The following is a 15,905-nucleotide window of genomic DNA, read 5'->3' as shown; positions in this document are numbered from 1 at the left end:
GCGAGTAGCAAACACCCCGGGTACCCGCCTGCATTCGCGGCAGGCGGGCACTCGGGGTGCGGTAACGCTTAGCCCAGGCGGGAGGCGATGAACTCCACGGTCGGGTTCTCCACCAGCTCGGTAAACTCAATCACGGCGCCCTCAGCGGCAAGGTCGTCGAGCAGGGCGAATGCGCCCATAGAGTCCATGCCTAGGGAGAACAGGTCGGTGGTCGGCTCGTCAAAAGCGGTCTGCAGGGAGTCGGGCTCGACGATGTACTTCTCCATGATGGGGCGCAGGGTCTCAAATGCGGACATTTTTCTCCTCAATAGGGGTAGGAATAAGGGCGTACGGTTTAGCTGAAAATGATCAGCTCAAAGGGTTTAGCCGAAAATTTCGGCAAGCTTGGCGCGCAGTTCGCGGCGAGAAATCTTACCCACGTTCGTGGTGGGCAGCTCCTGCAGAACCTGCACGCGCTCGGGAATCTTGAAGTCGGCGAGCTTCTTCGAGGTGAAGAACTCGTGCATCGTGCGACGCGGGTTTTCGCCCAGGTCGGCGCCTTCCTGCGGCACAATGACCAGGCCCACGCGCTCGCCCACAGTCTCATCCGGGATGCCCAGGACCACGGCGTCAAAAACGTCGGGGTGGGTCAGCGCCAGCTCTTCGATTTCGTCCACGGCAATCTTCTCGCCGTTGCGGTTAATCTGGTCCTTCGCGCGGCCGGTCACCTCAAGGTACTTGCCTGCGACCAGGCGCACAATGTCGCCGGTGCGGTAGAAGCCGTCCTCGGTGAAGCCGTAGCGGTTCGCGTTCTCCTCCAGGTAGTAGCCGCGAATCGTGTACGGGCCGCGGGTGAGCAGGTGGCCGCTCTCGCCGCGCTTAACCGGCTGGTCCTGATCATCAACAATCAGAATTTCATCGTCGGGGCTGATCGGGTAGCCCTGAGTCCTCAGACGCATCTCAATCGGGTCGGTCGAGCGGGTGTAGTTCACCAGACCCTCAGCCATGCCGAACACCTGCTGAACGGTGCAGCCGAGCACCGACTCAATCTTGCCCGCAACCGCCGGGGCCAGCTTCGAACCGCCCACCTGCAGGGTCTGCAGAGACGGCAGGGACACGCCGCGCTTCTCCGCGGAGGCGACCCACGCCTGAGCCAGCGGCGGCACCAGCGCGGAGGTGGTCACACCCTCCATCTCAATGAGGTGGAACGCAGTCTGCGGGGACGGATCCGCCGCAAACACCAGCTTGCCGGAGGCGCACATGACGCCCAGAATACCGGGCGAGCTCATCGTGAAGTTGTGCGCGGCGGGCAGCACCACGAGCATGGTCGTGTTGTTGTTCAGCTTGCAGATATCGACCGATCCGCGCACCGAGTACAGGTAGGCGGCGTGGGTGCGAGGAATCAGCTTCGAAATGCCGGTCGTACCGCCGGAGAGCTGCAGGAACGCCACCTGCTCGCTCGCGCGCAGGTTCTCGGTGTTCTGGATGACGCCGGGCACGAACTCTTCGGCGAGCTCCTCCTCGGTCAGCGGGGTCAGCGGCTCCGCAACGTCGATAGCAACCGGCGGCTCCTGGGAGTTCTTGCGCAACTCGGCGGCAACGTCCTCGTGCAGGGCGGCGAAATCTGCGCCCGGGGTCAGCGAAGAGAACACGTGCGCCGCAGCGTCGGTGCGGGTCGCAAAGTGCACGAGCTCGGTGGTGCGGTGCTGCGGCAGGCAGAACACCGGCAGCGCCGCCGCCCAGAAAATACCCAGCAGGTACACCAGGTACTCGGCGGTGTTACCCAGCTGCAGCAGCACACGGTCACCGGGCTGCACGCCAGCCTGAACGAGGCGCGCCGCAGCGGCACGACCTGCCGCCTCCAGCTCACCGTAGGAGAGGCGAATCTGCTGAGGCTTGCCGTCCTCATCGAGCTGCGCGTGCGAGAGCGCCACCAGCGCCGGGAAGTGCGGCTTCGCGCGGCATGCATCTAGCAGGAACTCGGGGATGGTCTGGTCAATCCAGTAGCCGGCTTCGCGGTACTTCGCGGCAAAAGACTCGGGGATGAGCGGCGTGGGGGCCAGGGGGCTACGTTCTACGGTCATCTTCTCTCGATTTCTGTGTCGTTTGCGGTTTCTATAGCGCTCACGTGCTGCGTGCGTTCGCAGCGTGATGCCATCTCGTCAATGAGGGCGGGTGCGCAACCTGCGCCGGGTACCCTTCGGCACCCCTCGCGGCGCGGTAGTGTTGCACTTCTCTTAGGCTGTACTTCTCTAGGATACGGGCGCGGCGGTGTTTACCCTAACGGGAACCCCGCACGCCCACCATGCGGGGTGTGCTCTACCCGTGCAGGATCCCTAGGCGATCTCTCGCTACTCCTCAGCTAAGCTCCGCTCAGCGCGCTCAGCCTCCCGGCGGGCAGCAATAATACGTTCCAACGCCGGCACAATCGCACCGCGCCAGCACGCATAATCGTGACCGCCGTTGAAGGCCGTGCAACGCGCATTCTTCAGGCCCAGCTTTTCCAGGCGCTCCTTCAACTCGCGGTGAGGCGGTACCAGAACCCACTCCTGCTCCCCCACCTCAATCTCAAGGTACAGGTGGCGCAGGCGATCAATCTCGCCCGCCGCCTCCAGCTCGTCCAGGCGGTCCATGACCTGCGGTTGCCACAGCGACGAAGACTGCGCGATCGCGCCGCCAAACGCCTCCGGGCGGCTCAGCACCGCCAGCAGGGAGGACAGCCCACCCAGCGACTGACCGTTAATCACAATGTTCTGCGGCGCGGTCTTAATGCCGTGCACTGCCTCCAGGTGCGGGAACGCGATCTCTACCAGGTAGTCGGCAATCGGGTTGTCGCCGTTCAGCTCCTTCCAGCGGTTCTCACGACCGCCAGAGTGCAGGAAGAACACGTGCATCGCCGGAATACGACCGGCCTCGTGGGCACGGTTGAGGGTGTGCTCCATACCCTGACTGAACCACATCTCACCGTCGAACTGGATGAACAGCGGCGCATCCGGGGCGGGGTCACCCACGCGGCCGAGCACATACTGGTGACCGTCAGAGGTCTGCATCCACTCGGGGGCGGGCAGCGCGTCAATCTCTTCCTGAGTCAGGATGAACTCCTGCACCGGCGCATGCTCAAGCTGCACCACACCCATGCAACGACCGATACGGTTGCACGCGGTCTCGGGGTTCAGCGGGTCACCCTCACCGGAATCCAGAGCGGCGCGCAAGCGCACCTGGTCGTCATCACCCAGCCAAGCGGGGCGCTCGCCGGGCAGCGCCGGCAAGAAGTTGTAGGAGGCACGCCAGGTGGTTTCCATCTGCATGCTCAGCTGCCACCAGCCAGTGCCCTCGATGCGGGCCATGAGGGAACGGTCAAGGTTCTTCTCATCGGTCAGGCGGTTGATGAACATGAGCACCTGCTCCGCCTGCTCGTTGTGGTACAGGAAGGTAACGATGCGTTCGTTCTCGCTGATGCTGCCGTCTTCGCGGTGCACCAGCTCGATAATGGGGGTGCCTTCGGAGACGACCTCAAGGATGCGGGCGTTCAGCTCTTCGGGGCTGACCGCCTCAGCAATGAGGGCGCTGATAAGGGGGCTGTCCACGCGCGGTGCCGGTACGGGGCGCGGGATCTTGGGAGGGGCCGGGCGCACGGTCGGCGCAACGGTACGCGGCTGCGCCGAAGTAGCCTGTTCAGAAGTGTTCTGGGCAGAAGTGTTCTGGGCAGAAATACTCTGCGCGGGAACGGTCGCGGTGGGTTCGTGCTCGCCCAACGGTTCCTCCTTGGTCTGTGGAAACACTCAATCGGTGAGAATCGGTGAGGAGGCGCATTATCGTTAGTTAGCCTCTACTACCTCACTCTATGGTATCCCCTACCCAAACTCCAGCCAAAGGGAAAAGCGAAAGAACCAAAACATGACATTCATGACAGCGAGCGCGGGGTTCAAATGCAGGCCCCAACTGTAGGTCGCAAACAGTGGCCCCCACAAACCGGGCAGTTAAATGAGATGAGGCACCGAGACCGTGCATCAAACCTTCAAACTGTGAAGGTCTCATGCGGCAGTCTCGGTGCCTCATCTGCGGGTTCCCAAAATGGAACCTACCCAGTGCTCGGATCCGTTCATGCGTCAAAGACGGGCGAGCACCGGGTAGGCGCCCTACGCGCAGGGGATCCTGGGTCCCTCAGATCCTAGCGTTCGCTACTCGGCGCAATGCCGAGCTTTTCCACCCGTACTGAGACGGTTGGTGCTAACTCCCACGCGGCTTAGGGGCGAAAACTATTCGCTTTCGCGGGCCGCCGAAATAGCGTCAGCGGCAATATGAATTGTTTGGTTCTCCTTCGGAATAACCAAAGGGGTACCAGTGCATGGATCAGGAATAATGACCGATTGCAGGTCAAAAACTTCCTGGATAAGTTCCGGTGTAATTATCGCACGCGGATCGCCCTGAGCGATAATCCGGCCCTGCTTCATTAACACAACATGAGTAGCATACCTGAAAGCGAGGTTCAGGTCATGCAACACCACGGCTACCGTTCGCCCTTCGGAATGCAATTTCTTCGTCAGGTTCAGCACCTCAATCTGGTGCGTGATGTCCAGGTAGGTGGTCGGCTCATCGAGCAGAATCAGCGGGGTCTGCTGTGCCAGGGTCATGGCAATCCACACGCGCTGACGCTGACCGCCCGAGAGCGCCTCAATGGGACGCTCAGCAAGCTCCAGCACGTTCGCCGCCTGCATCGCCTCCACGCAGGCTTGCTCGTCCTCATCGGACCAAGAACGCAGCAGCGACTGGTGCGGGTAGCGGCCGCGCGCCACCACATCCGCCACGGTCACGCCGCTAGGCGCCTCCGGGGTCTGCGGCAGCATCGCCAGGATCTTGGCGATAGCGCGGGACTTCATCTGCGGTAGCGGGGTGCCGTCCAGGCGAACCTCGCCGTCCTTGAGCGGGTTCACGCGGGCAAGAGCCTTCAGAGTGGTCGACTTGCCGCAGGCATTCGGGCCCAGGATAACGGTCAGCTCCCCCTCCGGCACCTGAAAATCTACCCCGTTGAGCACCGTATGCTCACCGTAGGCAACCACCATGTTCTCGCCTTCAAGGCGGGTCGTCACACTAGCGTTCACTAGCTCTTCTTCCTTTCGAGGTAAATCAGGTAAATCAGGTACAGGCCGCCAATCGCGCCGGTCACCACACCCACCTGAATGATGCGTCCGGGAACAGCGAATCGGCCAATCAGGTCAGAGCCGAGCACCATGAGCGCACCCATAAGTGCCGCGGAGGTGAAGCCCACCCCGCCGCTACGAGACAGAGTCTTCGCGATGTGCGGTGCCGCCAAAGCGACGAAGGCAATCGGGCCGGTCGTCGCGGTCGCCAGCGAAACCAGAAGCACACCGATGAACAGAGCCGCCACACGGTACGCGTTCACGCTCACGCCCAAACCGGATGCCACCTGGTCACCAAAACGAATCGCACCCAGCGGGCGGACCAGCATCAGCAGCAGCGGAGTCACCACGAGCAGCAGACCCAGCAGCGCGTAGGTGCGCTCCCACGTGATGTCATTGAGCGAACCGGCAAGCCAAGACGCCGCGGTCTGCGCCTGAGTCAGCGAAGCACGCACCACCAGCAGCGCATTGAACGCCGCCAGGGTCGAACCCACACCAATACCGACCAGCACCAGACGGAAGCCATGCAAACCCGTACGGCGCGTCAACAACCACACCAGCACCGAAGTCGCCAAGCCACCAACCACAGCGCCCAGAGCAACCTCAACGGGGCCGGAATTGAACACAATAATCTGCAACAGCGCACCGGTCGCGGCACCATTCGTGAAGCCGATAATATCCGGCGAACCCAGGGCATTACCCGAGATCACCTGGAAAATCGCACCCGACAGACCAAGCGCCGCACCCACCAGAAGCGCCGCCACAATACGCGCCGCACGCTGCTGAGCGAAAGTCACCGTAATCTGCTTGCCCTCACCCAGCAGCGCCGGGATCAGCTTCTCCGGGGCGATCTTATAATCACCCTGCAACATGCCCCAAAACGCCAGCGCCGCAATCAGCACCACCAACGCCACATTCAAAATCAGCACACGCCACGGCACCTGAGCACTCAGCGGACCGCGCACAGTCAACACCGGGCGACCGCCCAAATCGCGGCCGCTACGACGCGCAGAACGATTAGCTGCAGTGGTGACGGTCGCCGTCGAAACAGCGGAAGAATTCGACATTAGAGAGCCTCCACCTTACGACGAGTCATCAAGAACAAGAACACCGGGGCACCGGCAAGAGTCGCCACAATACCCACCTGAGTCTCCTGCGGAGCCACCAGCACACGCGCCAACACGTCAGCACACAGCAGCCACACCGGACCCAACAGCGCCGAACCATAATTCACCCAGCGCACATCATTACCGAGTAGGGCACGCACCACAAACGGCACCGCCAAACCCACAAAACCAATCGGACCCACCGCAGCAGTCGCCGCACCGGCAAGCACCGTCACCGCCAGCAACGTCAAATTCTGGGTCGTACGCACACTCACGCCGAGGCTGGTCGCCGCCTCCTCGCCCATACTCAAAGCATTAATCGCAGGAGCCACAAAGAACGCCACCAGCATACCCAGTACAATCACCGGACCCACCGTGGACGCGATATCCATACCGCGGCCCTCCAGCGAACCGGCAACCCACACACGGAACTCGTTATACGCATCCTGATCAGCCAAAATCAGGCCCTGCGCAATCGCCGACAGCGCCGCAGAAATCGCCACACCCGCCAGAGCGAGCTTCACGATCGACCCGTCACGGCCACGACCCAGCGTGTACACCAGCACCGCAGCCAACGCGCCACCAATCGTCGCAGCAACCATGTACTGCCAAATACCCATCACGCCAAAAACCACCACGGAGCCAATCACAGCCACCGCAGCACCGGCATTCACACCCATCAGGCCGGGCTCAGCCAACGGGTTACGAGTCAACGACTGCATCAGAGAACCGGCAACCGCCAACGCCGCACCCGCCGCAAGACCCACCAGGGTACGCGGAATACGCTGCTCCATCACAATCGTCTGCGCCTGCTCAGAAGCAGTGCCATTGAAAACAGCCAGAACCTGATCCGGCGGAAGATTATTCGACCCGAACAGCAAAGAAGCAGCCACAGCCCCCACCAAAAGCACCGCAAACAAGAACAGAAAAGCCAGGCGCTTACCCAGCTTCTGCCCCTGAATCACAGAGCCCTGACGGGACGTACTCTCCTGCTGAACACCTCGGGACAATGAGCTCGTGCGGGCCACTATGCTCCTTATGCTCGATACAAGAAAACGGGGAGGCGCACCCGGCACCCCACCAGAGGGGCACCCGGCACACCGATAGATAACGAGAGAAACGCCGGAGCGGGCGGGTACTCCCCCACCCACATCCGACGTTAAGTCTTAGCGCTTACGGGTCAGCAACAGCGCAGCAGCGCCCACAATGCTTACGCCCAGAACCACCACGCCAATCCACGGGAACGCAGCACCGTAAGTCACGGCCTGAACGGTGGATGCGGTGTTAGCCGCGCCCGAAGCTGAAGCGCTCGGGTTCGACGCGGTACCGCGCGCAACAGCCGAAGAAGATGCGCTCGCCGAAGCGGTCGCCTTCTTCTGGGCATTTGCAGAAGCCGAAGCAGCAGGCGCAGCGGAAGAGCCAGAGGTGCCGGAGGTACCGGAGGTACCGGAAGAGTCAGCTGCCGCGTTCAGGCGGTCGTACTCCTCCTTGGTGATGGTGTTGCCGTCAGCGTCGGTGTACACGGTCTCAGCCTCAGCCGCGCCACCTGCAGAACCATTCGAGGAACCGTTCGAACCACCATTGGACGAGGACTCGTTGGAATCGTTAGAGCCCTGAGCCTCGTCTGCAGAGTCTGAGTTGTTAGAGTTCGAGCCGCCATTCGAGGAACCACCGTTGCTCTTTGAGCTGGAAGAGCCACGGCTCGAGGAAGAACCCGAAGAGTTCGAGGAGGAATTATCCGAACCGCCCTCACCCACCACAGTGAACTCGGGGCTACGGTTGCTGTACGCCTCGGTGCCCAGGTACTTGCCGTCCTTGTCACGCTTCTCACCAGTTGCAAGGAAACGCAGAGTGTGGGTGCCAGCGCCAACATCCGGCAGAACGAAGGAACCGGAGACATTACCGTTACCATCGGTCTTCTGCTGGTGCACCACGCAAGCGCCCTGAGCCGCATCGGAGGGGCACAGGTTACCGTCATCAACCTTCACGGACACCACAGTGTTCGCGGGGAAACCGCTCACGCTAAAGGAAATCACGCCGTGCTCGCTCACAGACGAAGAAACGGTCGAGGAGGTGCCGGGAGTCGATGCCTTTGCACCGCCCGGAGGCAGAGCGGATGCGGTGCCAACGCCCAAGCCCAGCGCCAGGGTTGCGGCAGCGCAGGCGGTCAGCGCCTTAGAGGTCAGGGATGCCTTCGGGGCTCCCGAAAAAGGTGCACGCATGGTGGTCCTTTCAAAATTACCGGGGTCGAAGCTGAACGCTACCGGGTTCATGGAGGTGCAGTTCAGCGGGTCGTGACCCGAATGGTTGGAGGCACCCGATCCACGCCCCTGTTCAAGGGTGCAGGGTCAAAACTGTGGAGCGTGGACCGGTGCCGGTGTGAATGTGTGGTTAGAGAGCTTACTTCTTGGAGGTGCGCAGCAGCAGAGCCGCAGCCAAAACCACCAGGCCAGCCGCCGAGAGCAGCAGGTTATTGGCGTTGTTGACCAGCCACTTGGTCAGACCGGTCAGCTCAGTACCCTCAACGATCGGGCCCTGTGCCTTCGTGCCTGCGGCGGAGTTCTGCGAGCCCTGCGTGTTCTGCGAGTTCTGCGAACCGGCGGCAGCCTTCACTGCCTTCTTCGCGTTGGCTTCGGTCTTCTGCAGGTTGGTTGCCAGGTTCTTCTGCGCGCTCTGAACCTTCGCCTTAGCCTGCACACGGTTCACGACCGGAGCGGTGCTCTGCGAGAGCGCGGCGAGGGATGCATCCACGTCGGTGGCGCGGGTGCTGATGCGGCCGCCCGCGTTACGCATGGGAACCGGCGCGGTAGAGGTGCTGGTTGCGGGGTTCTCGTTCAGCTCTTCGACCAGCTGGTCGGTGGCGTCCTGCTCATCGCGGGAAACGTCCTGACGAGGAGTAACAGCACGTTCCACGGTCATGTCAGCAAAACCGAGCACCGCATTTTCAGCGCCCTGGTTGCCGTTGTGCACAACCACGCGGTAGGTTGCGGCGGGCATGCTCACACTGGTTTCGTAGCTGAAGCTGCGGTTGCCGTCCAGACGCTTCCAGCCGGAGCCGTAGAGGGTCTGCGGGGAGTTGCCGAGGTAGGTCGCGGCGTACACCCAGGTGCCCGGTTCAGCGTTCGGCACGGTCACGGTCACAGTGGAGCCGTCACGGCTCACCTGCACGCCATTACCGTTAGTCAGTTCGGAGGCGTTGACCGGCTCGGGCGCGTCACCGGGGGCGTACTCACCGATGGTGAAGGTCGTGTTGATGCCGCCTTGGCTGTTGGCGCCGCCGTAGGTTCCGGATCGGTCACCCTCACGCAGGCTACCGGTCAGCAGGCGCAGGGTGTGCTCACCGGAGGCGTACTTGGCGGCGTCTTCGTCATTCTTGAAGGCTGCGTTGTCGCGGGTGGGCAGGTCAATCCAGGCGTCGATATGGCCGTTCTCATCGGGGGTGATGACAGCCCAGATGGTGTGGTTGTCGTTGACCGCGGTGGCGTCGTTACGGGATACCTTGCCGTCGTCAATCTTCAGACCGATAACGGATGCCTTCTTGTCTTCGGGGTTGCACCAGCCGTCACCGGTCAGGTGCAGCTTGCCACCCTGAACCGCCTTGGGGTTCTCGATGGTCAGGCGCGGGGTGAAGGAGTTATCGGCGGGTGCGCAGGTTTTCGAGTCTTCGCTGGGCGCGGGGGTCGGCTCTGCGGTAGGTGCCGGGGTGGGTTCTGCAGTAGGTGCGGGGGTGGGTTCTGCAGTTGCGCTAGGGTCAGCGGTAGGCTCAGCGGTCGCAGAGGGATCTGCAGTAGGCTCAGCCGTTGCAGAAGGCTCTGCAGTTGCACTGGGCTCTGCGGTCGGTGCCGGGCTCGGTGCCGGGTCGCTCAGCGTAATATTCTGCGACACAGATGCACGACGGTCGTAGGTGTTGCCGTCCGCATCCGTACCACCCAGGGAGCCGGAAAGCACCTGAATACGGTGGCTGGTACCCTCCACGGTCCAGCCCTTGTTCTTCAGCTGCTCAGCGGTCAGACCGGTGTTTTCGGGGGTCGGCAGGGACACCTCAACCTCAAAAGTGCCGTCCTCCTTGGCGGTTCCCATGAAGTTCGCGGGCGAGTTGCCGCCCTTCTTGGTGATCGGGTTAATCGCCTGGTGCGCTTCATCCGGCAGGGCGTCGAGGAACTTCACTGCGAACACTGCGCCGCGACCGGGTGCGGTGCTGGTAAAGCCGGTGCCGCGCAGCACGAGCTTACCTTCGCGCCACTTCTCAGTGGAGATGGTCACGGCAGCCTTAGCTTCCTGCTGGGTGGCGGCGGGAGTATCCGCGAATGCGAGAGTGGAGCCGGTCAGCGCTGCTCCGGGGGTGATGAGCGCGCCAGCGAGAGCCACGACGGCACCGTAGCGGGCTGCGGTGCGCACGGGTCGAGTTTCGGTCATTGTGGTCCTTGAGGATGGTGTGGTGGGTCGTGCATCCCCTTCCCGCCGCGGGTCTAGATCGCGGCGGGAAGGGTGGCGGAAGCTTCAGCGGGTGATTGCTTCACAGGTATTTAGAGTGGGGCGTTCAGAACAGGGTGTTTAGAGCGGAAGCGCCTTCTTGACGTCTTCGATAATGCCCTCGAGCAGCAGCGGGCCGCCGGTGGAGGTCCACTTGGAGCCGTCCACGAGAATCACGTGGTCGTCCTTGACTGCCTTCAGGTTGGTGAAGCCGGAGGTTTCCTTCGCCTTATTCAGTGCTTCTTCGGCGCCCTGCAGACCTGCGGAGCCCTGCGCGTTCGGGTTCTGCTGGCTTGCGCCGCCGAGGGTGCCCAGGAACATGTAGTCCGCGTCGATGGTTGCCAGGTTCTCCAGGGAGACCGGCTCGGAGTGGCCCTGGCCGTTGCGGTCCTGCGACTCGGGGCGCTTGAGGCCCAGGTCGTTGAGTACCTGACCGGCGGGCAGTTCCTTGAGAATCAGGGCGGGGCCGTTGCCTGCCCAGCGGACGATGGAGAAGGTCTTGTCGCCGTACTTGGGGGCGAGCTGGTCCTTCAGCGTAGCAGCGTTTGACTCGTATGCCTTGATGACTTCTTCGCCCTTGTCGACCATGTTCATAGCGTTGGCGACGTTGCGGAAGTTGATGCGCCAGTCGCCGCCCGCGTAGCCGCAGTAGACGACGGGGGCGATCTTCTTGAGGGTTTCGAAGGCCTCGGAGCGCTTGTCCACACCGGTGGAGTCGACCAGAATCAGGTCGGGATCAAGGTTGCCAATCTGCTCGTAGTTGACCTGGGCGACGGTGCCGATAATCTGCACGCCCTTGGCGCGGTCGGCAAGGTAGTTGGGCACGCCGGACTGACCGCGGCCGGAGACAGAACCGGCGGGGGTCACGCCGAGGGCGAGCAGGCCGTCGAGGGTGGGTTCAGAGAGGACGATAACCTTCTGCGGGTTGGCGGGAACTTCTACATTCTCGTCGTCAATGTCCTTGATGGTGCGGGTGCCGCTATTGCCGCCGGAGGTGGAACCGCCGGAAGTGGTGGTCGTGGTGGTCTCGCTACTGCATGCCGCGAGGGCGAGAGCAGCCGAGGAGGCGAGCGCCAGGCCGAAGAATGCGCGGCGGTTAACGCCCGATGCGCCGTGGTTTTCGGCGTCGGTCAGCTCGGTTCGGTTGAAAGACATAGTTCCCCCTAGATTTGACTAAACTATACCTAACCTTACAGATATCTGAGTGTTACATCAAGATGTGTTCTGTTTGCCTTCTCTGACCGCCAGGATACCCGGTTTTGCCGCGGAATTGCGCGGGGTAACATATATCACGCTTTGTCATAGTCTTGCTGACACTATGTCGCTTAAACAGGTATCTCTCCCCTGCTGTTACCTTGCTATAAATCTGCGGCGGTTGAGAAAGCATGGCACGCAAAACGCCCCGCCGCGAAGAGCCGCGACGGGGCGCAGACTTCACAACGGGACGTTGAGGTTTTATGGGCGCGGGCAACAGTATCAGAGTGACTGGGCACTGTTACCGGCGTGCACCGCTAGCAACCGCAACCGGCACCGGAACGCTTGACCGATGCGGCTGCCGCACGCAGGGAGGCGATTGCCGCCTCCGGGCCGCCGAGCGCCTCACCCACACCGTAGACCGAGCTACCGGCAACGAAGCAGGTTGCACCCGCCTCCGCAGCACGCAGGATGGTCTCTTCGGTGATGCCGCCATCCACCTGCACGGTCACCGGCAGGTTCGCACCCTCAATCGCCTTGGCGGCGCGGGCAATCTTCGGCAGGGTCACGTCCAGGAACGCCTGGCCGCCGAAGCCGGGTTCCACGGTCATGATCAGCAGCATGTCCAGTTCGCCGAGCATGTCCAGGTAGGGTTCCACAGCGGTTGCCGGGCGCAGCGCCATACCCGCCTTCGCGCCCTCAGCACGCAGGGTGCGCGCCAGCTTGATGGGGGCGATTGCAGCCTCCGCGTGGAAGGTCACCGATTCGCAGCCCATGCTGGCGTATTCGGGTGCCCAGCGGTCGGCGTCCTCAATCATCAGGTGCACGTCGAACGGCACCGGGGAGATTTCGCGCAGACGCTTGACCACCGGCGGGCCCCAGGTGAGGTTGGGGACGAAGTGGTTGTCCATCACGTCAATATGCGCGGCGTCTGCGGTGGAAATGCGCTCCAGCTCGCGCTGCAGGTTCGCGAAATCCGCCGAGAGAATCGACGGGTTAATGGCAATACCCATGGGGTTCCTTTCAAATCCGTGCCGTATGGCCAGTGATGCTAGGCGGTGAAGCGGCTAGTTCTTACGCAGCAGAGCGAGGAACATGGCGTCGGTTCCGTGCACGTGCGGCCACAGCTGCGCGGTGGTCGGGTTCTCCGAAGCCTTCACGACCGGTGCGCCCTTCTTGACCTTGATTTCGGGGGTATGGCCGGGGTCCTTCTCCCCCGCCAGCACGCTCACGGGTTCGCCGTTCGCGCCTTCGGTGTGCAGGGCGACTTCACGCAGTGCGGCGGCGGAATCAAGCAGGCTGACCGCGCCGCTTTCGAGCACCTCGGCAACAATGTTCTGGGTTTCTGCCGCGTGCGGGGAGCAAGTCACGTAGGCGATCACGCCGCCGGGGCGGGTCGCCTCAATAGCTGCGTCCAGGAGCTGACGCTGCAGGGGCAGCAGCTCGGCAATATCGCGCGGGGACTTGCGCCAACGCGCCTCGGGGCGGCGGCGCAGGGCACCCAGACCGGAGCAGGGCACATCCACCATCACACGGTCGAAAAGCTGACCGGGCTCAATGGATCCGGGCAGGTCGGAGGCGTTCTTGCGCAGGGTCTCGCGGATCTGGCGGCCGTCGCCGGTGAGTACCGTGTAGCTGTCCTCGGGCAGGGGGCGCATGGAGGATTCCACGAGCTGCGCGCGGTGCGGTGCCGCCTCGTTGGCAACCAGTGATGCGCCGCGCTGAATACCGAGCGCGCCGAGGAGCGCCGCCTTACCGCCGGGGCCTGCGCACAGGTCGAGCCATGCGGTGTCGGTGCCGTCCAGGGGTGCGGCGGCGAGCGCGCGTGCCACCAGCTGGGAGCCAGCATCCTGGGCACGTACGGTGCCTTCATGTACGGATTCCAGGCGCGCCAAGTCGCCGGAGGCGTACAGCGCCGAACCTTCAACCAGCTCGCCGTCGATGGCGCCCTGTTCGCGTGCCTCCTCGAGGCTACCCAGGCCGGGCAACGCAACCAGGTTCACCACGGGGGCGAGGTTGTCCGCTTCGAGCAGCTGCTCAATTTCGGAGGCGGGGCGGCCGTGCGCGACGAGTGCCTGGCGCATGGAACGCACAATCCAGCCGGGGTGCGAGGCGAGCAGCGCCATGCGCTCGGTGTCGTCCTTCGCGTCCTCAATGATGAGTTCGTACCACTCTTCGGGGGTGCGCTCGGAGACGCGGCGCAGCACCGCGTTGATGAAGCTTGCCGGGCCCGCACCGATCTTTTCGCGTGCCAGGGACACGCTCTGGTTCAGCGCAGCGTGGGCGGGAACGCGCATGTTCAGCAGCTGGTGCACGCCCATGCGCAGCACGATCAGGGTGGTGGTGCCGACCTTCTCGATGGGGCGGTCTACGCAGCGGCTGAGTATTGCGTCGTAGGTGCCCTGGTGGCGTAGCGTACCGTAGGTCAGCTCGGTGGCGAAGCCTGCGTCGCGGTGGTCGAGGCGGTGGCTACGAATCGCCTTGGGCAGCACGAGGTTCGCGTAGGCGTCGGATTCCGCTACGGAGCGCAGTACGTCGAAGACGGTTGCGCGGGCGGTGTCTGCGGTACGCGAGCGTGCGGAGGGTGCCGCCGCGGAGAATTCGCGGGCGGACATGGAGCGGCGGTTGCGTTCGTGGCCGCTCTTATTGCGCTGGGAGGTGCCGCCGCCACCGCGTTTGGTGTCGTCGTGCTCGGTCTTGGCGCGGCGTGCGGCGCGTTCGACGCTGGTCAGGCCGTCAAAGCGGCGGCCGGTACGCGATTCGCTGCGGGAGTTGTCGTCCCACTTCTGCGGGCGGCCCTGCGAGCTTTGATTCTGAGCGCGCTGATTCTGCGAACGCTGGGAATTCTGGGACTGCTGGCGGTTCTGCTCGCTCACACCAGAGCCGGAGCCGTTGCCAGCGCCGGAGCGGCGGCGACGCTTACGCTTCGCGCCGCCCTCCCCCTGACCGCCGCCCTGATTGAACTTACCCTGACCGTTACCCTGGCTGAACTTGCCGTTGCCGGACTTGCCGTGTCCTCCCTTGTAGGGGCGCTTTTCGTTGCTCATGCGAGTACCACCAGGCCTTCCGCCATGTCCTTGCCAGCGCCGCGAACCCACGCGGGCGCATCCATCATTTTCTTACCGGCAGGCTGAACCTGCAGCAGCATCAGGGGTTCGGTACCGGTGCCGACGAGTACCTTCTTCGCGTGCAGACGCACCGCACCGGGTGCGAGGGGGCCGCCGTTCGCCTCGGTCAGGGACTGCACCAGGCGCTCGTCGGCAACCGCCAGGCCACCGATCTTGAAGCGGTTTTCGCCCAGTTCGCACCATGCGCCGGGTTCGGGGGTCACGCCGCGGAAGCGTGCCAGAATCTGTTCGGCAGGTTCGGTCCAGGTGAGGCGGCCGTCGGCAATGCTCATCTTGGAGGCGTAGCTAACTGACTCGTCCTCGACCTGCACGGTGCCGTTCTCGCCCGCTTCGAGGCGTTCGAAGGTGCGTTCAAGCAGTGCGCCGCCGCTGGTTGCGAGGCGCATCAGCACGGTGCCTGCGGTGCCGTCGGCGGCTACGGCGGTGGATTCCTGTTCGAAGGTGGGGCCGGTGTCCAGGCCTTCTTCGAGCAGGAAGGTGGTGGAGAAAATTTCCTGCTCACCGGCGATGAGGGCGCGCTGCACGGGGGCGGCGCCGCGCCATGCGGGCAGCTTGGAGAAGTGCAGGTTGACCCAGCCGTAGCGCAGGGATTCGAGCGCGGGCAACGGCAGCAGGGCGCCGTAGGCGACCACGGCGGCTGCGTCAGCGTTCAGTTCGGCAATGGCTGCGGCGGCTTCGTCGTTCCAGCGGTTTGCTTTCACGATGGGCAGGCCGAGCTCTTCGGCACGCTGCGCGACCGGGGAGGGGGTGAGCACGCGCTTGCGGCCCACGGGGGCGTCTTCGCGGGTGAGCACGCCGACCACGCGAACCTTATCGGAGTTCGCCAGGTAGTCGAGCGGAGGCACAGCAACGTCGGGGGTGCCTGCGTAAATGATGTTGAGCAT

The 15,905-nt window shown here is 63.3% G+C and carries 12 protein-coding genes; all 12 read right to left on the bottom strand.

The annotated features are described in order from the left end of the window. Positions 1-68: 68 nt before the first annotated feature. The 12 genes from ROTMU0001_RS00145 to fmt all read right to left on the bottom strand — a co-directional run bounded on the left by ROTMU0001_RS00145 (position 69) and on the right by fmt (position 15,905). Positions 69-296, bottom strand: a complete 228-nt coding sequence (locus ROTMU0001_RS00145; protein WP_005507422.1) for a phosphopantetheine-binding protein — start codon at positions 294-296, stop codon at positions 69-71. A gap of 66 nt (positions 297-362) precedes the next feature. Continuing rightward, positions 363-2,063: a (2,3-dihydroxybenzoyl)adenylate synthase gene (locus ROTMU0001_RS00140; protein ID WP_005507420.1), complete on the bottom strand. Its 1,701-nt coding sequence runs from the start codon at positions 2,061-2,063 to the stop codon at positions 363-365. Positions 2,064-2,330: 267 nt separating this feature from the next. Continuing rightward, complete coding sequence (locus tag ROTMU0001_RS00135; RefSeq protein WP_005507419.1) at positions 2,331-3,734, bottom strand: enterochelin esterase domain-containing protein; 1,404 nt, start codon at positions 3,732-3,734, stop codon at positions 2,331-2,333. Between the two features lie 504 nt (positions 3,735-4,238). Beyond that, a complete protein-coding gene (locus tag ROTMU0001_RS00130; protein ID WP_005507418.1) occupies positions 4,239-5,081 on the bottom strand; it encodes an ABC transporter ATP-binding protein in 843 nt (280 codons plus the stop codon). Beyond that, positions 5,081-6,187 (bottom strand): FecCD family ABC transporter permease, encoded by a 1,107-nt coding sequence (locus ROTMU0001_RS00125; RefSeq protein WP_005507417.1) that lies wholly within the window; start codon positions 6,185-6,187, stop codon positions 5,081-5,083. Before ROTMU0001_RS00125 ends, ROTMU0001_RS00130 begins: the two co-directional genes overlap by 1 nt. Next, positions 6,187-7,254 (bottom strand): FecCD family ABC transporter permease, encoded by a 1,068-nt coding sequence (locus ROTMU0001_RS00120; protein ID WP_080548145.1) that lies wholly within the window; start codon positions 7,252-7,254, stop codon positions 6,187-6,189. Before ROTMU0001_RS00120 ends, ROTMU0001_RS00125 begins: the two co-directional genes overlap by 1 nt. Before the next feature lie 138 nt (positions 7,255-7,392). Then, positions 7,393-8,448 carry a hypothetical protein gene (locus tag ROTMU0001_RS00115; protein WP_044141538.1) on the bottom strand — a complete coding sequence of 352 codons (1,056 nt, stop codon included), beginning with the start codon at positions 8,446-8,448 and terminating at the stop codon, positions 7,393-7,395. Positions 8,449-8,626: 178 nt separating this feature from the next. Beyond that, on the bottom strand, positions 8,627-10,642 hold the full coding sequence (locus ROTMU0001_RS08915; RefSeq protein WP_005507414.1) for a hypothetical protein: 2,016 nt from the start codon (positions 10,640-10,642) through the stop codon (positions 8,627-8,629). Between the two features lie 138 nt (positions 10,643-10,780). Further along, the gene (locus ROTMU0001_RS00105; protein ID WP_005507412.1) at positions 10,781-11,854 is read right to left on the bottom strand and encodes an ABC transporter substrate-binding protein; all 1,074 of its coding nucleotides are present in this window, start codon (positions 11,852-11,854) and stop codon (positions 10,781-10,783) included. A gap of 356 nt (positions 11,855-12,210) precedes the next feature. Then, the gene (gene rpe, locus ROTMU0001_RS00100) at positions 12,211-12,906 is read right to left on the bottom strand and encodes a ribulose-phosphate 3-epimerase (RefSeq protein WP_005507411.1); all 696 of its coding nucleotides are present in this window, start codon (positions 12,904-12,906) and stop codon (positions 12,211-12,213) included. 54 nt (positions 12,907-12,960) lie between these two features. Continuing rightward, complete coding sequence (locus ROTMU0001_RS00095; protein ID WP_005507410.1) at positions 12,961-14,940, bottom strand: RsmB/NOP family class I SAM-dependent RNA methyltransferase; 1,980 nt, start codon at positions 14,938-14,940, stop codon at positions 12,961-12,963. Further along, positions 14,937-15,905 carry a methionyl-tRNA formyltransferase gene (gene fmt / locus ROTMU0001_RS00090; protein WP_005507409.1) on the bottom strand — a complete coding sequence of 323 codons (969 nt, stop codon included), beginning with the start codon at positions 15,903-15,905 and terminating at the stop codon, positions 14,937-14,939. Before fmt ends, ROTMU0001_RS00095 begins: the two co-directional genes overlap by 4 nt.

It is taken from the genome of Rothia mucilaginosa ATCC 25296, assembly GCF_000175615.1.
Lineage (GTDB): Bacteria > Actinomycetota > Actinomycetes > Actinomycetales > Micrococcaceae > Rothia > Rothia mucilaginosa.
The sequence above is the reverse complement of the archived record's forward strand: the minus strand, read 5'-3'. Positions and strand labels throughout refer to the sequence as shown.